Genomic DNA, 19,193 nt, shown 5'->3' with positions numbered 1-19,193 from the left:
GATGTCTCCTGTTCGACGCCGCGCCCGTTTCACCCTGCTCGTGGGAGCGCTCGCGGCGCTGCCCGTCATCGCGCAGCCGGCGACGCCCTCGCCGTCCGTCACCGCCCGCAGCGAAGAGGGGATGACCTGGCAGCCGCGCGCCGTCCGGGGCCCGGTGGCCCTTGAAGACCTCCGGGGCCGCGCGCCCTACGTCCCCGGCGGCGTGCCCCAGGTCACGGGCACCCTGGAGGTGACGCCGCGGAAGGGCGCGGCCGTGTGGCTGGGGCCGCTGGACGTGGTGCGCGTCTCCGGTCCCGCGGGCGCGCTGCGCTTCACCCGCGTGCCGCTGGCGGAAGGAGAAGAGGCTCCCGAGCTGCGCGTGGAGGAAGCAGGCGTGCCGGAGCGCCCTGGCCGCTGGTACCTGGCGGAGCCCATGGGCGCCGGCAGCATCTGGTGGGTCACGGCGACGAAGAAGGCGCGCGTCGTGGTGGAGCGGCCCACGCACATCTCCTCGACGAGGACCGAGGAGCGGATGCGCGACGCGCTCCTCAAGTGGGTGGACGGACAGGGACCCCGCCCGGCGCTGGCGTTCGACGCGGCCACGCGCGCGAGGCTGGACGTCGATGCCGAGCTGGAAGCGGAGCTCGTGCGGGATGAGCCGGACACGTCCCCCTTCCGCGACGCGGTGCATGCGTGGCGCAAGGCCGCGGCGCTGAGGGAGTGGTCGCTGGTGTCGCCCCTGTGGGGCCAGGCGGTGCGCGTGGAGCGCCCGCGCCCCGCCGGCAAGGAGGAGCTGCTGGAGGGCATGGAGGCCCCTTGGTACCGCCCCCAGGAGAAGGGCTCGGTCTGGGCGCTGGAGCTGGAGGGGCCGGGCGTGCTGTCGCTGGAGGCGCGCTCGGTGTTGGGGGACGGTGCTCCCTCCGAGGCGCCGACGGTGGAGGTCTACGGCGTGGGCGGAGTGCTCGCGCAGGCGCGGCTCACGCAGCAGCCCGCGTGGTCGGAAGCCCCCGAGGGCGCGGCGCTGCCAGATGCTCGAACGGCGCGCGTGCTCGCGTCGGGCGAGCACGTGGGCGTCGCGGAGGAGATGCGCGTCTCGCTGCCGCTGGGCAAGCACAACTACCGCGTGAGCTGGAAGGGTCCGCCGCCGCTCCTGCGTGCACGCGTCGCCACGCGCAGGCCCACGCTCTCCGAGGCGCTGAGGCACCAGACGCACTGGACCGAGCTGGCGGAGGGCGCATGGGAGGTGGTGAAGAAGGACACCGCGCCCCGCCCGTCGCTGTTGCGCCAGCAGTTGGTGGCGCTGATGCCGGACCTCGCGCGCGGTACGTACGGGAAGCTCAAGACCGAGACCCTGTCGCCGCTGTTGCGCGCGCTGGCCGCCGTGGGGGAGCGCGACACGGACGCGGCGGTGGAGGCCCTGAAGGGCGCGGATTCCTCGCCGCTCGCGTGGCACCTGCGGATCCTCACCGCGACGCAGCTCCTGGACTCGGGCAAGGCGGACGCCGCGCACGCGCTCCTGGGCACCGCGCCCGCGATGCCGGATGCGGGCTTCCTGACCGCCGAGGCGTCAGCGCTCGTGGCCCGGCTGCCGCTGGGGGATCCGCTGCGCAGCCGCGAGCTGGCCGCGCTGGAGCTGGCGTGGCGCGCGGAGCCGCTGTCGGAGGACATCCGCCGGAGCTACCGCACCGCGTGGTGGCGCGCGAGCCGATGGTCGCAGGTGACGCCCGCGCCCCGGGACGACGGAACCGAGGTGAAGCCGTCGCAGTGGTTGGATCTCCAGGGCATGGACGCCGACGCATCGGTGGCGGGCGGCGCGCTGTGGCCGCTGGCCGTGGGAGGCACCACGCAGGTGAAGGCCACGGGCCTCGCCGAGGTCCCCACGCTGCTGCGCGCCTACGTGCTGACGCCGCCGGGTGCGAAGACCAACCCGCTCCTGCGCGTGGGGAGCCACGCCTTCCCGCTGCTGCCACTGTCAGCGGTGGAGCCGGTGGAGATCGCGCTGCCTCCGGGAGAGCACGCGCTGAAGCTGGAGGGCAGTGGAGGAACGCGCGCGTTCCTGTCGCTCGCGCCCGTACAAATGCAGGGCACGCCGGGGGAAGTGGGCTACGTGCGCACGCAGTGGCCGGCGAAGGTCGGCAAGCAGGCGGTGCGCTTCCGGGTGCCGGACTCACAGCTGCCCTCGCCCGTGCGCGTGCAACTGCGTCCCATGAATGCGCCCACGGGCAAGCCGCTCGTGGTGCGCATGAACACCGACGTGGGGCATCCGCGCCGGCTGGTGCTGCTGCCCTCGGTGGCGAGCGGGCGCCACGTCGCGCTGGAAGGTGCGAAGGGGACGTCCTCCGCGCCCGTGTCCGCGGTGGTGACGCTGCCGCCGCAGGCGCGTGAGGTCTGGTTCGAGCCCGAGGACGCCAAGGTGACGCTCGCCGTCTCGCTGGCGGTGCGTCGCGCGGAGGTGGCCACGCCCACGGAGTCCCCTGCCCCGCGGCAGCCGCAGGCCGGCACGGCCTATGAAACGCTCCAGGCCCTCTCCCGCGCGCTGCGCACCGAGCCCGGCGACGCGGAGCCGCGCCTCGCTCGCGCGGAACTCCTCGCGTCGTTGCAGGAGGAGGGGTTCGCCCGCGCGGACGTGGGGCGGCTGTTGGATGCGCAGGCGAAGCTCACCCCGGAACAGCAGCGGCGGCTGCTCGCGCTGATGGACCAGTTGTCACAGGCCTCTCCGCGCGCGGTGCGCTTCACGCAGCCCATCACGCGGCCCACGCTGGTGTCGCCAGCCTTCCCCGCGCTCCAGGACCTGGGCGGCACGAGGTCCGAGGACAAGCCTGCCGAGGAGGCGCGAGCCCCGGTGGAGCTCCCTGACGGCGGGGAGCACGGGGAGCCTGGCGCGAAAGGGCGGCGGAGCACGAGGGCGGTGATGTCGGGCAGCGCGATGCTCGCGGACCTCGGGGCCCGGGTGCGCGAGGGACAGGTGGACGCGGCGCTCGCCGCGGTGTCGGTCGACAAGAGCGTCGCGGGCCGCTACCTCCGGGCACGGCTGTTGTCCGCCTCGGGAGAGGATGCGGCGGGCGCGTTGACGATGGCGGCGCTGTACCGGGAGACGGGCTTGCCTCAGGTGGGCCTGGAGGCGCTCGGGATGCTGGAGCGGCTTCAGGACTCGCCCCAGGCGTGGAAGGACGGCGGTGCTCCGCTGGGCGCGGCGCTGGCGGGCCAGCTCCAGAGCTGGGCGGACCACCCGGACGTGCGCCGCATGCGCTTCATCGCGGGCCGCTGGACGCGTTGGGAAGGGCTGCGCGACGCGGAAGAAGCCGCGGGCTCGCTGCTGGCCACGTCGGAGGCCGGGATGGACGACGAGGACGCCGCCATGTCGGTGCGCAAGGCGCTGCTCGCGCCCCCGTGGAAGCTGTCCGAGGCGAAGCTGCTGCCCGCGGGCGCCTCGCGCGTGATGAGCCTGATGGTGAAGCGGCCCCGGCCCCTGGGCGCGGAAGTCCTCTGTGGCACCACCCCACGCCCGGGCGTGGACTCCGCCGGCACCTGCTCGTTCGCGCTCCGCGTGGACGGCCGCGTCGTGCGCGAGCTGAAGGTCGCGGAGGGCGAGACGGCCGTGCTGGGGACCCGCCTGGACATTCCCGGCCGCCATCAGGTGGAGGTGGTGCTGGCGCGGGCCGACACGCAGCAGACCGGTCTCGTGCGCTTCGTTGCGTCCGAGGAGGGCGCGGCCCATGCCCGCGTCATGGCGGCCCCGCAGCCCCTGTCGCTGCTGCGCAGTCGTCCAGGAGCACCGGTGGTGATGACGGTGCTGGGCCCCACCGCGCTGCGCGTGCGCGCCTCCGCCCTGGCGCCCACGGCGGGCCGCGAGCTGCTTCTGCGCAGCATGCCCCTGCCCGCTGGCGATGGCGCGGGCGGCTCCAGCGCGGAGGAGGGCCCGCTCATGCGCCTGGGCCTTCCCGAGGACACGGACCCAGGCCTCCAGGGCGCGTCCCAGCCGCTGGGCCGCATGGGGGAGACGTGGCTGCTCCTGCCCTCGCGCGGGCCGCACCGCGTGACCCTGGAGTCGCCCATGGGGGAGACGCTGGTGCAGGTGCAATTGGGTGTCGCCACGGATCCGAGCGCGCTCGCGCCCTCGTCGTGGGCCCAGGGCACCACCGGCCTGGAGCCCCTGCCCTGGCCCGCGCTGCCGCCCAGCCTGTCGCTGCTGCCGGAGGGCATGCCCCCCGAAGCGCGCACGGACGGACTGGGCATGCTGTCCGCGGAGGTGGGCTACCGCAGCGAGGACGTGGAGGAAGGCGAACTCCTCGACCGCCCGCTCCAGACGGGACTGGAGGTCCGCATGTCGCTGCGCCGAGAGCTGTCGCCGGACCGTGCGTGGCTGCGCTTCACGCCCGAGGCGCGCTATCCGCTGGGGCGGAGCGCCGTGCTGGGCGGCACCGTGGCGGCGTACGTGAACCAGCTCCCAGGCGACCTGCGCCTGTCCCTGCAGGGCGCCGTGTTCTCGCAGACCGTCGGCGGCGCGATGCGCTGGAGCGCGAAAGGCCGCGTGTCGGCGGACCGCTACCTGCGCCTGTCACCGGACGCGGGCGTCATCCCCGGGCTCGGCCTGACGGTGGAGTCCTTCCAGGGCGGCAGCGCGGTGGAGGCGTCGCGCTATGACCAGAGCGTCTACTGGCGCTATGGCAAGGACCACCCGCAGCGGCTGTCGCCACGGCTGTCCCTGCGCTGGCAGCCGTTCCAGGACCACGTGGCCACGGTGGGCGTGTTGGCCGTGAGCAACGGCAACCTCTACACGGTGGACAACGCGGGCGGTTACGCGAGCTGGGCGGCGTTGCTGGGCGGCAGGCTCCGGGGCACCCGCGTGGAGCTGGGCTACGGCGCGTCACAGCGCTTCGCGGACGACCACCGCGCCACGGCCTATCTGCGCCACCGCGTGTCGGGGCGGATGGACTGGAACGTGTGGATGGGCAAGGCCGGCAACCGGCTGATGCTCTTCGCGGAGGACCGGGCGTTCCTCGCCGGCCCGTACGGCACGCAGAACGTCTTCTCACTCGGAGCGCGGTGGGATTGGACCGGTGGACGTGGGTTGCAGGACGTCACCCCCACCGAGGAGGAGTTCGAAGAGCTGCTGGATGAGCGACGTTTCCAGCCCTGAGCTGTCCTGATCCGAACGGGGACCCTGGCGGATCGGGCAGGTTTCTCAAGCAGTGAATAGGTCTGGTCGCGCATGCATCTGGCGACTGACGCACTCGAAGCCCTGCTCCTGGAAGCCCTGCCCCCACTGCACCGTCGGGTGCGGCGGGCCTCCGCGGAAGGCCTGGCCCGGCGGCTGGTGGAGACGTGCCCACGCCCCGCGGGCCTGGAGGGCCTGGCCCCGTGGCTGGGCGTGGCGCTGGAGGCACTGGAGACAGAGCTGGCCTCGGTCCACACGGAACTCGTCCATTTCACCCGCCAGTACAACGAAGCAGTGGATGACGCCGCGCGCCGCCAGGTGTTGGTGGATCACCTCAAGGCCACGGTGAAGGACCGCAAGGACCGCAGGGAGGACCTGCGCGCCCTGGACCGCTGGATGGGCTTCGATGCGCTGCGTGAGCGACAGGAGAAGCGCCGCCACAAGCTGTTGATTGAAGAGGAGACGGCGCTGCGGGCGCTGACGGGAGTGCTCACCCGTGCCACCGCGCGGGAGCTCCAATCAGCCGCCGTGCCACTGGCGAGGCAGCTGCTGGACCGCGCCGTGGACGCGCCCCGCGAGCAGAACCGCTTCGCCGCGCTGGAAGCCTTCCGGCAACTCACCCAGACGGTGCCGGGCGTCGCGGCGTCGCTGCCCGAGGTCGGCCTCACGCTGACGAGCCTCGCGGGCCAGGAGGATGCGAGCCCCTTCTTCCAGGCCGAAGCCCTGCGCGCGCTGCTCACCGTGGACGTGCTGACGGGCATGCCGCTCTTGCGCCAGCGGCTGCGCGCGAAGGCGCCCTCGGAGAAGGACTTCCTCTTCCGCCGGCAGGTGCTGGAGCAGTGCGCGCCGCTGATTCCAGAGGAACACCGCCTGCCACTGCTCACCGAGGTCGCGCACCACGACCCGAGCGAATACGTCCGCATGGGCTTGTGCGCCCTCCTCGCGCTGCGCCCCGACGGACAGCTCCTCCTGCGACGATTGGCGGGTCTGGAGACGGTGGCCACGGCGCATGCGTCGTCGGAGCCCAGCCCGCGCGTGCGCACCGCCGCCGTGCTGGCCGCCGTGGAAGCGGCGCTCGCGGTCCCGAAGGTGAAGAGCGCGGCGCTCCAGGTGTTGGTGGAGGTGCTGGGCCGGGACACCGCGCCGCTCGTGCTGCGGGTGTCATGCGAGCGCGCCGCCGCATTGGCGGAAGCGCTGGGAGCCGCGGGCCTGGGTCCCGCGCACGCGGCGCTGCTGGACGCGGTGGAGTCGTTGGCGACGCAGCAGGACGCCACCGGTCCGGTGGTGGAGGCCGCGTCGGCGGCTGCGCAGGTGCTGCGCCGGGTGAAGGATCCGGTGCGTCAGGCCTGGACAGCCTTCCTCGCGGGCCGCGTGTCCGGACTCCGGCCCGGAAGCCGCACGCGCATCCCGCTCCAGCCGCCGCCAGAGAACCTGCCGCCCATGCCGGAGGGGCATGCGTGGCTGGGCGCCATCCTCGCGGACCTGTCGCAGGACGGGCACGGGCTGTACGCGGAGCGGACGGAGCGGACGCTGACGCTGTGGCACGGCGACCGGCAGCAGCGGCGGCTGTGGCGCATGTGGCACGAGCTCGGCCGGCCCGCGCCGAACAAGCGACAGGCGTTCCTGCACACCTCCGGCCGAAGGATGCCGGGCACGCTGCGCGCGCACCCGGGCCACCTGGACGAAATCACGGAGACGCGAGTCCCCGGCGAGCGCGTCCACGTGGCGAGCCAGGGCAGCTGGGGCCGGCACCTGCCCACGGTGGACGACCTGTTGGACATGCCGCTGTCGAAGGACGGCAAGGTGCACCTGTTCAGCAGTCACGGCGAGACGGTGCTGGTGCCGCCCGCGTCGCGACTGCGCCGGATGGTGAACCGCTTCCGGGTGACGAAGGACTACCACCGGCTCGCGACAACGCGGCTCGACTCGCTGGGCGGAGAGGAGCCGCGCGAGCGTCGTCGCTTCGTGGAGCAGGTGGAGCGGGAGCTGGGCGTCCAGGTGCGCTTCACGCCGTATGGACAGGGCAGACAGGTCCCCGCGCCACTGGCGACGCTCTTCCGCGAGCCGCCGGAGTCCTCGGCCCGGCTGCACACGCCCGCGCTGCTGGGTTTGCAGAGCGGCTTCCTGGCGCTCCTCACCGAGCGCATCATGGAGAACGAGGGCTACTTCCTGGGGATGGGCGGCAACGGCATCGCGGCGTTGGGCCTCTTCACCGCGGCGCTCTTCTCCGTCTTCCTGGGCGACACGTACGTGAAGCGCCAGAATGTGCGCGAAGCGCGCGCGAGGATTCCGCTGTGCATTGGAGGCTGGGGCACCCGCGGCAAGTCGGGCACGGAGCGCCTGAAGGCGGCGCTCTTCTCCGGTCTGGGCTTCGAGGTGTTCGCGAAGACAACGGGTTCGGAGGCGATGTTCGTGCACAGCGCTCCGGGCGCCGGGCCCTCTGAGTTCTTCATCTTCCGCCCCTACGACAAGGCCACCATCTGGGAGCAGAAGGACATGGTGGAGCTGGGCGCGCGCCTGGGCACGGAGGTGTTCCTCTGGGAGTGCATGGCGTTGCAGCCCAACTTCGTCGAACTGCTCCAGAACGACTGGATGCAGGACGACTTCGCCACGCTCACCAACGCCTATCCGGACCATGAAGACATCCAGGGGCCCGCGGGCATGGACGTGGCGTCGGTCATCACCCACTTCATGCCCAAGGGCGGCCGGGTGGTGACGACGGAGGACCACTTCCTGCCGCTGTTCAAGCAGGTGGCGAAGGAGAAGGACACGACGCTCCTGCACAGCGCGTGGTGGGAGGCGGAGCTCATCCCGGAGGAGCTTCTCGCGCTGTTCCCCTACCGCGAGCACCCGCGCAACATGGCCCTGGTGGCGACCCTGGCCGAGCAACTGGGCGTGTCCCGGCCGTACGCGCTGGCGCTGATGGCGGAGCACGTGCAGCCGGAGATTGGAGTGCTGAAGGTCTTCCCACCGGCGAAGGTGCGCGGGCGGCAGCTGACCTTCATCAACGGGCACTCGGCGAACGAGCGCACGGGCTTCATGAACAACTGGACGCGCACGGGCCTGGGCGACGTGGATCCAGAAGCGAACCCGGACCGAGCGGTCATCACGGTCATCAACAACCGCTGGGACCGGGTGTCACGCTCGGAGGTATTCGCGCGCATCCTGGTGGAGGACGCGCCCGCGGACAGGCACGTGCTCATCGGCACGAACCTGGAGGGCTTGCGAAAATACGTGCGCGACGCGCTGGACCGGCACCTGCTGGGCACGGAGATCGTGGCGGCCGAGGAGCTGTCCAGCCAGGAAGGCGAGGCGCGGGCGGAAGCGCGGCTCGCGAAGGAGCTGGCGAGGCTGAAGGTGCCGCGTCCCACGACGGCCACGTTCATGGATCGGTTCATGCGGTACGCAGCCGGCGCGGACCTGCGGGCGATCCCCACGGTGGCGTTGACGGCGGCGGTCGAGAAGGCACTGGAGGGCGCCGACGATGAAGTGGGCGTGGAGAAGGTGCGCCGCGCGCTGGAGCGCGAGGTGGGGCCACTCCTCGATGCAGCGCTGGAGCCGGTGTCGCGCGCACAGACGAAAATCCTGCCGGAGGTGCTGACGCCCGCGACGAAGGACGAGGTGCGCGAGCACGCGCTGTACCTGCTGGCGCGCATGGTGGTGCACGCACGATTGATGCAGGCGCTGCCACGAGGGGACGGCGACGCGGAGGGACGCGTGAAGGCGTTCCACGCGAAGTTCCGTGAGGCCTACCGGGCTCTGATGCTGGAGCAGTTGGTGCCGGTGGCCGACTCACAGGCGACGGGCGATCAGGTGGTGGATGCGTGTGCCCGCGCGGTGGCGCCCGGGATGCACGTGAGCATCATGGGCGCGCAGAACATCAAGGGCACGGGCCTGGACTGGGTGTACCGCTGGATGGCGCTGGACCGGGTGACGGCGGCGCTGAAGGCGCTGGAAGGCACGTCGGTGGAGGCACGGCGGCGGGCGCTGGAGTCGCTGGAGACGTTCGACGACTCGGGCTTCGTGGACGCGGGTCTGGCGCGCACGGTGTTGCCGGGATTGGTGGACAGGGCCGCGTCGCCGGATGAAGCGGACCGGCTGCGCAAGCTGGCGGAGCGTGCGCGGGCAAAGCACGAAGCGAAGGTGGCGGCGCTGACGCACACGTCGGCGGGCGGTGCGACCCAGGTGGTGGTGCGCAGGCTGGAGAAGGTGTTCGACTACCTGGACAGCGTGACGCGGCGGCGGCTGAGCGAGATGTTGCTGGACGACCTGGAGCAGGGCCGTGTGTCGCACGCACGGGCAGCGGTGGAGACGCGCAAGCTGTACGAGCGCCAGAAGGGCGGCTGGCTCTTCCGGGGTCTCCAGAAGCAGCCGAAGCGGCTGGCGGCGATGCCAACGGTGCGGGTGCCCGCGCCAGTCGTGGAGGAGACGCCGATCCCCACGTCGGCCGCGCAGGGGGTGTTCACGGAGACGGTGGAGCTGTCCGGCCTGAAGGTCCCGGTGCGCCCTGCCTCCTCGGACACCAACGCGCTGACGAAGGGTGAGGCAGCGGCTCAAAGGCGCGACGAATCACTCCCGAGGAAGGGACCGGGCGTCGTGGGGCCCGATGCGGCTGCAGACGACGCAGGCGAACCGCTGTCCTGAGTCTCCGAGCACGAGACCCGAGGAGACACATTCATGGAGGAGAGTCCCATCCCGGACGCGGTGCTCGGGGAGCGCGTCCCCTCGCTCTCCCGCGAACATGTCGCGGAGGAGGAGCCCGCGTGGAAGCCGGTGCCGCGCGGAGCCAGAGGGCGAACGGAGCCCCTGCGGGTAGCGGAGGTGCGGGACCTGGAGGGCTTCGACGCGCTGGCGGCGGAGTGGAACGCGCTGGTGATGCGCGCGGATGATCAAGTCTTCTACCGACACGAATTCGTGCGCTGCTGGCTCCAGAGCTTCGCCCCTGAAGCCTCGCTGCGGATCCTCACGGCGAGGAGCGGCGAGGGAAGACTGGTGGCGGTGCTGGGACTCCAGGAGGAACAGGGCCACCAGTACGGGGTCCCCGTGAGGCAGCTGACGTCACTGACGAACAAGCACTCCTGCCGCTTCGACCTGGTGGCGGAGGAGCCGAAGCGAGCCGCGGTGGCATTCCTCTCGCACTTGATGAGCGACCCCAGCTGGGAGGTGCTTCGGCTGTCGGACGTGCCGGAGGGGGGCGCGGCGTGGGCGCTGGTGAACGCGGCGAGAGGCGCCGGAATGCCTTGGGGCGCGTGGCCGAGCGCGCGTTCACCGTACCTGGCGCTACCGCCGACGGCGGAGGTCTGGACGAAGGGCCGGAGCAACGCGAAGCCGCTGCGCCGGAGGAGGAAGCGCCTGGAGGAGAGGGGCCGCGTGGAGGTGGAGCGCGTGTCCGGGCGAGAGGGTTTGGAGGCGAAGCTGGAAGAGGCCTTCGCGCTGGAGCAGAGCGGTTGGAAGGCCCAGGTGGGAACAGCGATTGGGCAGGCGGAAGCCCGGCGAGGCTTCTACACGGCGCTGGCGCGGACGGCGGCCGAACGAGGCTGGCTGGGGTTGTATTTCCTGCGTTTGGGCGCGAGACCCATCGCCTTCCAGTACGGGCTGGCGTACGGAAGTCGATATCTGGCGATGAAACCTGGATACGACGAAACGTTGGGTGAGGTCAGTCCGGGGCATCTTTTGACCGAGAGCCTGGTCCGCGATTGCATCGCGAGAGGACTGAGCGAGCTGGATTTATTGGGGGATGACGCCCCCTACAAACGCGAGTGGGCACACGAGGTACGGCAGCACCACTGGTTGTTCATCTACCGGGACACGTGGGTAGGACAGACGCTTCAGCGGTCGAAGTTCCACTGGGCACCAGCAGCGAAAAGGATGGTGGGCAGATGGGTCCGACGGCGCTGACCTTCTACCGGGCCGCGAAGCGGCTCCAGGCGCTCCAGGCGCCAAGGCTCGCGAACGTGGTGGCGGCGGTGGGAGACCGTTTCCATCACAGCCACGTGGACACACAGGCCGCGCTGCACCCCAGCGTGGTGCTGGGCTACGGAGGCATCGGCGTCATCATCGCGTCGGGGGTGGAGATTGGAGAGAACAGCTTCATCTCCCAGAACGTGAGCCTGGAGCCGCTGCCCGGAGTCGATGGAGTGCCCCGCGTGGGCAGCAACGTCTACATCGGAGTCGGAGCGCAGGTGCTGGGCCCGGTGACGATTGGAGACGGAGCGACGGTCGGAGCCAACGCCCTCGTGCTGGATGACGTGGCTCCGGGAACCACCGTGGCCGGGATTCCAGCCCGGGAGCTGAAGAAGCGAGCGCCGCCCACGGGGACGTGAGTTCCCTCACCGGCCCTCTCAGGCACACCGGACAGGCGCGCGAATACACGCCCCAACCCAGCCGCTTCGCCCCCGGACTGACGCCGCCGACAGCTTCCTGACAATCCCCATGGAATTGGCCAGCGCGTCCACAGGACCAACGCCCCCGAGACACAGCACCTTCAAAGTAAAATCATCAATCTCAAAAGGACAACACCAGCCCCCCAGACTCTCCCGCTATCAGTGGACACGGACGACCAATAACCACTCGCGTCGCCGCGCCTCACCCATCGCCGTCACGTAAGACCACCAGTCCTCGGCAATCGGGGCATTGATGTTCTCGAGCTCAGGAAATTTCACCCAGCCACCTCATCCAAGAAAACGAGGTCCTCCATTCGAGGGGCCCGCCTAAAGAAAGCCATGGCGGATTCAAGCGGTCGTCGCAACGCCTCTTGGTTGAAGTGAACGTAGATGAGTGTTCAGCGCCTCGGAAGGTGTCTTCCATCCAAGAGTCCTGCGGGGCCGGTTGTTGAGGGCGGCGGCGACGGTGGCGAACTCTTCACGGGAGTACCGGGAGAGGTCCGTCCCTTTTGGAAAGTACTGGCGAAGCAGGCCATTGTAACCGACCGACGGGGGGCGTCCAACGGATGCACCCATTCGCTCGCGCCGCGTGGTAGTCGCGCACGGAAGTTCCGGTCGCCAAGGCTTGCGGGGCTTCAAGAGGAGTCCGGCGCGGAGGCGGAGGACGGTTGCCAGCGGTGCGGCAGCAACTCGTCCAGGCGTGACGCGGGGTGGCTGCCAAGGTGCATCAGCACGTCTGCGAGATACGCCTCGGGATTGACGCCGTTCGCCTCGCAGGTGGCGACCAGGGAGATCAGCCCCGCCAGATTGCGACCTGCCTCGTCATTGCCGACGAAGAGAGAGTTCTTCCTGCCCAGGGCCTTGGGCCGCAAAAACTCCCTCTTCGTCGGCCACGAGGCGGCGGGCGAAAACCTCGCGGGCCTCTACGCGCTGGTCGCCACCTGCAAGGCGAACGGCGTCAACCCCGAGGAGTACCTGGCCGACGTGCTGCTGCGTGTGCAGACGCATCCCAACTCACGCATCGGTGAGCTGCTTCCACACGAGTGGAAACGTCGACGCCTCGCCGAGCCGCCTGACTCAGCCCTGCAGCCCAGTCCCTGAACTCTTCGCTCCTCGCGGCGCTCGCCGAACACGGTCCACGTCCGCCTGCAACCGCGCGCATCACGTCATTGGCCGGACGGGTACCGTCATTGGCCGGACGGGTACGGAAGTGCGGCTGTAGCCAGCCGCCTTCCCCCAACTCCGACACGAGATGACCAACCAGCCAAGCTTCCGATACCTGCGCTTCCGTGGCCGATGGCTACTGCATGGAAAGCTCGCGCTTCTCCTTCTGTTTCTTCAACAGAGGAGTAGCGAAGCCTTCCGGGCTATAGCTAAAGGACTACTTCTGATCCGGATCCAGCGACACAGGACTCAGCGGCAGCTCCGCACAGTACATAGCGTCCGGCCCCGGACTATGCATCGCGCACACAAAACCATCTGGGCATCCTCCCGTGCTCGGCCCACAAAGCTTCGCACAAGCAGCTATCACAACAAGACGCCCAGCTGAGTTCCGCCCTCCGCCCCACACAAGACAACTCCTGCCACTCTCGCACATGAAATCAGAAACGCACCCAACGCGATACGAAACACCATACATCCACGAAAAAGACAAAGCCAAGGCAGCCAAAAAAACAAGGCAAAACAGAACCCACTTCAACACCCTAAAAGCATTACCCATCAAAACACTCACTCGCCAAGCCTGCCGCATAGCCCCAATCAATTACCGCATTATCCCTCATCCAACTAGGATATTCGGGATGCGTCCGGGGATCAGGGGAAGGCATCCCTGGGGATGGCACATAAAAATGCACATAAGCATGAAACGATTCGTGAAGCAGCGCCTGCGCCAGCCGTAATTTATCCTCATAATGACCTGAGAAGCACAATGAGTGACGGAACTCGCTCCAGACAAGAACAGGACCAATACCATATTCCGTCTCCGACCCCCTGGGGCCCACAGTAGACGTAAAGCCTAGATTGTTGCCGCCATGCCTGGGCGGGTCCCCCAAAGGAAAAGGAATTCCACCGTGGCGAGTCATTGACGTCCCGGGAACATCAACAATAAACGCCGAGATTGGAAATCCATCCGCCAGTATTTCACAAATCTTCTGGGGCACTTTTCCAGGGCATCCACACTTTTGTGCTCCAACTTCGCAACCAGCTGCCTGCCTTGCACGTCGGACCGCTTGAGGCCAGTTGGGGCACACATCTTCAGGGGCGCCAGCGAGCGAGTAGAGCCCCGTGGGGTCAGATTTCCGGATCGGATTGCTCTTCGCGTAGCCATACGCAGGCCAAGACGCAGCTCTCGCGCCAATCGAGGCTACCGGCTCTGACTGCAAGTACCGCCCAATGCCTGGATCATAATACCGATTCCAGTTCTCAAACAAATCCGTCTCCACATCATGATATTGCCCCGGAAACCGCACTGGCCCCCAGTAGGGCTGGCCACCTTGCTGATACCGCTGGTACTCGTATCCTTCCGCGACAACACCTGTCGAAGGCTGAGTCTGCGTAGGACCCGTTGTCACCAGGACCGCCGAAGATTTCCCCTGCGCAGGCTCTACCCAGGGCGACCATACTCGCCCCTCTGCCATGGCAGTCAGCATTCCAGCCAAGACCCCGCCATCCGATTGATTACGCACCTCCACATGGGCAATACTACCGGTATCTAGCAAGTGAAACAGCGCACGCTCACGAATCACCACACCGCCATCCTCGACCACTGGCTGAATCATCTCCGCCAGAAGGCTCTCCTGGGCGGCCCCTCCATCCGACCCAGGGAGCGGGTGGAGTGATTCTTGATACAGCGATACCCGGTTGACATGACCGGACGGCTCGTAGTCCGCAGCGCCGGCCACTTTGGCGGCAGCATCGAACATCACAATCACCTTACCCAGCGCATCCGTCACAGGGAAATACACACCACATGCCGCAATCTCGCCATTTCGGTCACATCCCCCCACCGGGCTCGCGACCCGTGCCATCCCTGACGTCAGTTGTCCTCGCACAATCATGATGGGGTGCTTACCCAGCCACACATAGCTGTCATCCACGTACTGGGTAAATCCACCCACTGGCGGCAATACCGACGGATTGCCCCGGTCCACCAACAGCGCGTGATCCAGGTCGTAGAAGAACTCGTCTTCCGCAGTGCTCGGATAGCGCTTGAGTCTCCGCCTGTTCATCGCATCGTAGAAGTACTCATAGGTGCTCCCGTTGACATCGACTGAGCGGAACACCGTCTCAGAAGCTCCTCCCACGGAAGGACCATGGTTGAACGCCAGCCGGTACACAGGCGTTCCCGCCACCTCCACCCAACGCTTCTCCGTCGTGCGACCGTCCAGGTCATACAGGTACTGGAAGTCCAGCATCGCCCCAACGGCACTCCCCTTCCTGCGCTCAAGTCGATCCACCAGAGCGCCCGTGCCATGAGTCAAGCTCAGCGAAACTCCATCCTCGACCTGACTGACCCGATTCCCACGCCCATCAAACCCATAGCTCCGGGAACTGATGGTGCCACCCACGGCAGCGACATTGCCAGCGGGGCGACTTGCGCTCTTGAGCCGCCCGAGCCCGTCATACTCATACTTCACGGTCGTCGGAGTCGGACCGCCCAGCAGACACGTATCTTCCTGGATGATCTCGTCACCCTTCCAGGTGTAGGTGCGGCGATACACGTTGCCCGTACCACCTGCCCAGGAAAACCCCGTCGACGAAACCCAGACACTGCGATGCCGTCCCGTGTACTCCGAGTAGGGAGGCGCACTCTCCGTGCACGGGGCCGTGGGCGGAACAACCGCATTGTTGCCTAGCGAGTATTCCACATACAGGGAGTTCGGGGCCCCAGGTGAAGTAATCCGGTAGGACCGGAGATCCCCATAGGGCTCCCAGAGAATCTCTGAGACATTGGCAAGCGATGTCCATCCCGTCCCATTCCATCGCTCAACTTTTACGGTCTCAACACGATCCGAAGGCACGGTGGTGTAAGGATAGATTCGATACCCATACGTCACGCGGTGCCCGTAGGGGTATGTCACCGACAACAGGTCCCCGGACGTCGAATAGGCGTAGGTTGTGTGAAGGGTGCTGGCCGGAGTGTCGCTCGGGCAGGTGAAGGTCCCCCCCGTGGAGCGCCGCACCCGGATCTCCTTTGTCACCCGTCCCCACGCATCGTACGACAGCCATGTCTGCCCGAAGGAGTCGTTACGGAAGAGCATCCGTCCCTTCGTATTGACGGGCTGCGGACAGGTTGCATCAGGAGCCGCAGAGGTATCATACCCGAGCGTGTAGAGCGTTTCCGTGAGCGGAGAAGCGCCACCAACGAGCCGGGTGGCGGACAGACGCCGGCCCATCGAATCATAGGCATATGCAAGATGCTCCCCGTCCGCGACCATCTGCGGTGTCTGCTTCGCAAGGAGATTGCCACCGGCATCATAGGTGTATCGCGTCCAGCCATCACCTCCCTGCCAGGGCAGCTTGACCGCGACAAGCTGCCCGAAGTCATCATAGCGGTAGATGGACTCAGGCTGAGTACAAGTAGAACAATCGCCCCCCGAGCCCGTCGCCGGACAGCCCGTCCGCACGTTCGTCATGTTTCCGTGCGCGTCATAGGTCATGCACGTTCGCGATGCATTGCTGCGCGTCCCGATCTCCGGGTACTCATCAACGCCAGTCAACCGGTCCGCCCGGTCGTAGCTCATCGCATTACAGAGCGGAGAGACCGGCCGTCCATCCGTCGCCACGCCGCCACACAGCGCCGGCGGCGAATTGTAGGCAAGTCCAACGCCCACCAGTCGGCTCGCTCCGTCAAATAGCTTGGGACGGATATACCAGGCAGAGTTCCCATCATTCCTGCCCCCCACCTGCTCGCGCGCTGGGTTTCCGTTCGTATCCGCTTCGAAGGTCCGCATCCGGCGGGCTACGTCACCGACTTCATTCGACTGGAACAGCTCCTTGGAGAGTTTCCGGTCCGCGCGATACTCGTAGTTGACCATTTCACTCCAGCGAGAGCTGTTCAGGACCGCCTGTTTGACCCGCATGGAGAGTTTCCCCATCCAGGCGCCCGTGCAGTATCCGAAGCTCGAGCCGCGATAACAGAACCGCTCGTAGTCTCCTCTGGGGAAGTGAATGGCCGTCATCATCCCGTTGTCATACGCATACTCCCAGGTCAATCCCTGGGTCGTGATGGAAGTGACGCGATCTTCCTCATAGGCATAGACCGTTTCGACTCCATTGGGATCCGTGACCCTCTTCGGGTTTCCCCGCACGTCGTATTCCGCGTACTGGGTCTGCAGTGATGGCTGTCCTGTGCATCCAGTCACGGATGTCACTTGTGGATAGCGGATGACCTTCTTCAGCCGGTTGGCATCGGGCGTGCCCGTCCCCGCGGACCAGTACTCATACTGTGTGATGGGAATCGTCGAGTTGAGGGTTGCCGAGCAATCCGTCGCTGACGGCCCATCCGCCCAGCATGGGCCATGAATCTCCAGCACCCGCCCCAATGCATCATCCGTGGTGCCACCCGAGCACACCTGCCGTGTCAGGTAGAATGTCGCCTTGTGCTTCAGCACCGGAACCGGGGTCGAGCCCCCCGAGCCGAGCCCCTCTGTGTAGCCACTGCGGATCACCGCCTGGAGCCGGTTGGTCAATGGGTCATACACATTGCGCTGGACGGTGTCAGCGCCGCCTTGGAGGAGGGATACCCGCTTCTCCTCGACGCGAAGGCGCTCTCCCAGGACGACTCCGGCGCCGGCAGTGCTCTCCGCATAGCTGTAGCGCGTGGTCTCCAGGGCCCCGGTACCGTCAGCAGCAGTTGCCCCCACCGAAACAGAGCGGAGCTCCGGCAGCGTGGTCGCGGTGCCTCCCGCAGGAACCACCCAGTCGCGAGCCGTCCAGGCGCCGTTCCAATCCTTCTTTGCCCGATTGACGGTCGCACCGTTGGAAAGAGTGCTCCAGACATACTCTTGCATCCGGGTGCAGGTCGAACCCGTGCATCCAACCCCGATGCTCTTGACGCGCGGTGCTTTCGAGAAGGTCGTTCGCTCCTGGACATAGCGCAGCGATTCGTAGCTCCCGTACGGACTGGCATCCCCCCGAAAGCTGTATTTCTCCACCGTGCTCATGATGCTCTCAAGGCACTCCGGCGATGAGCTGGAGTCACATGGCATGGTGGAACGATCGTTCATCCTCACATTTGCTTCGAACCAGCCCGTCAGGGACTCGGAGTCGTAGGTGACGTATCCGCTCTGGTAGAGATGCCGGGTCTGGGGCGAGCCTCCACGACTGACCTTCCAGGCGGGGCTGCCATCCGTCTCCCGATACTCGTACTTTTCGGTCAATCCCTGACGCTCGGGCCAGTAGGCCTGTGCCAGCCGGCCGCCCACCTCGGTGACCGTTCCCGTAGGGGAATAGGTGTATTCAACGAGCGAAGTCGTCGCACCGGTCACCCCCACCAGTGAGACCTTGGAGAGTACGCACTCTTCACCGACCTCCGGCCGCGCGCTTGGCAGTTTCTTGTAGGTGAAGCGCAAGCGGGTGCCCTCAGCGGAGCTGACCTCATAGAGAAAGGGAACACCTGCCGTCGGGCCGGCCCCCAACCCCGGACATGTCAGGCCGGACGGATTGGCGTAGCTCAAGGTCGCGCGGGTACGAGCCAGACCGCCCGGAGCGGCATGCTGGGTGTCCTCGATTCGCGTCAAGAAGTAGCGCGTTTCGGGCGAAGCGGCGCTACCCGTCGGACTCCAGATGGCTTCAAAGAAGAAGCGTCCCTCGCCGGGCTTGTGAAGGACGAAGTAGCCAGTGGTCGGGCCGGTGCTCTCCCACACCAAGCGCGCCAAGGTCTCCGCGGAGCGCCCATCCGGCTGTGCGAGACATGACGTGGCGGAGCGGGCGCACCCCGTGAACTCCAGGCGCTTTCCACTACCCTCCCGAACTCGCCAGACTTCCCCCAAACCATTCGCAACGGGCTGGATGAAGCTGTAGAAATTGTGCCACCAGTGCAGCGATTCGCGGCTCTCCGCCGCAGCCCCAAAGGGGCGCGGCAGGTACGGGCCTCCCACTGTCCCCAGACTTTGCTGGGCAGCCCAGGTGCGCGCAGAGGAAACGTAGACGCGCTCCAGAGCGAGCCCTCCCACGGAACTCTGGATCTCCACATCCGTGACGGGATGGCGCGTGCTTCGGGCCGCGACCACCACTGGGTCGCCGACAAGTCCGGGCCCTCCCACGCCGCAGCCATTGTCATCCTCGTCGTCGCAGGCGGAATAGGGACCGACTACGCACTCCGACTTCTCGTTGATGGGCTCACCGTCCTCCGTGACGCCCTCCAAGCTCGCATTGCAGGTGCCGGTCTGGCAGATGTCATCTGGCGCCGTGCACTCCTGTCCCTTGTCACACGGCCACTTCTCGCCGGAGCAAGTCTCGCTGATGATAGCGAACTGCCCGGCCGTGGAGCTGCACTCGATGTTCGACGGGCAACAAGTGTAGAAGCCAATATCCGTATCACTCCCATTCGGAGGGAACAGGCAGCTCCCAAGATGGCATGACTTGTTTGGATCGTTGCCATTGCAAAACAGCTGATCGGGCCCGCCCTCCGCGCCAGGGCAGGTACAGGACCACTGCACCAATCCGGGAGT

General features: G+C 67.4%; 5 protein-coding genes and 3 pseudogenes. 5 read left to right on the top strand and 3 right to left on the bottom strand.

Features of this window, described 5'->3' with window-relative positions:
* Position 1: 1 nt before the first annotated feature.
* The 4 genes from GTY96_RS21365 to GTY96_RS21350 all read left to right on the top strand — a co-directional run bounded on the left by GTY96_RS21365 (position 2) and on the right by GTY96_RS21350 (position 11,460).
* Complete coding sequence (locus GTY96_RS21365; RefSeq protein WP_161665632.1) at positions 2–5,119, top strand: hypothetical protein; 5,118 nt, start codon at positions 2–4, stop codon at positions 5,117–5,119.
* A 72-nt stretch (positions 5,120–5,191) separates the two neighbouring features.
* Entirely contained in the window at positions 5,192–9,781 is a 4,590-nt protein-coding gene (locus GTY96_RS21360) for a hypothetical protein (protein WP_161665631.1), read from the top strand.
* Between the two features lie 33 nt (positions 9,782–9,814).
* Positions 9,815–11,035 carry a GNAT family N-acetyltransferase gene (locus tag GTY96_RS21355; RefSeq protein WP_161665630.1) on the top strand — a complete coding sequence of 407 codons (1,221 nt, stop codon included), beginning with the start codon at positions 9,815–9,817 and terminating at the stop codon, positions 11,033–11,035.
* Entirely contained in the window at positions 11,017–11,460 is a 444-nt protein-coding gene (locus tag GTY96_RS21350; RefSeq protein WP_161665629.1) for a serine O-acetyltransferase, read from the top strand. Before GTY96_RS21355 ends, GTY96_RS21350 begins: the two co-directional genes overlap by 19 nt.
* Before the next feature lie 408 nt (positions 11,461–11,868).
* On the opposite strand, the pseudogene GTY96_RS37240 reads toward GTY96_RS21350, so the two are convergent.
* Both GTY96_RS37240 and GTY96_RS21345 read right to left on the bottom strand, forming a co-directional pair.
* Positions 11,869–12,057, bottom strand: a pseudogene (locus GTY96_RS37240) (IS30 family transposase); the annotation flags it as partial.
* 98 nt (positions 12,058–12,155) lie between these two features.
* Positions 12,156–12,392 (bottom strand): annotated as a pseudogene (locus GTY96_RS21345) (transposase domain-containing protein); the annotation flags it as partial.
* Here GTY96_RS21345 and GTY96_RS21340 point away from each other — a divergent pair.
* A pseudogene (locus GTY96_RS21340) lies at positions 12,379–12,621 on the top strand (transposase domain-containing protein); the annotation flags it as partial. The pseudogenes GTY96_RS21345 and GTY96_RS21340 overlap by 14 nt on opposite strands.
* A gap of 611 nt (positions 12,622–13,232) precedes the next feature.
* Here the strand turns inward: GTY96_RS21340 and GTY96_RS21335 are convergent.
* A complete protein-coding gene (locus GTY96_RS21335; protein WP_161665628.1) occupies positions 13,233–18,398 on the bottom strand; it encodes an RHS repeat-associated core domain-containing protein in 5,166 nt (1,721 codons plus the stop codon).
* Positions 18,399–19,193: the final 795 nt, after the last annotated feature.

The organism is Corallococcus silvisoli (assembly GCF_009909145.1).
Lineage (GTDB): Bacteria > Myxococcota > Myxococcia > Myxococcales > Myxococcaceae > Corallococcus > Corallococcus silvisoli.
This window is presented reverse-complemented; position numbering and strand designations above follow the sequence as displayed.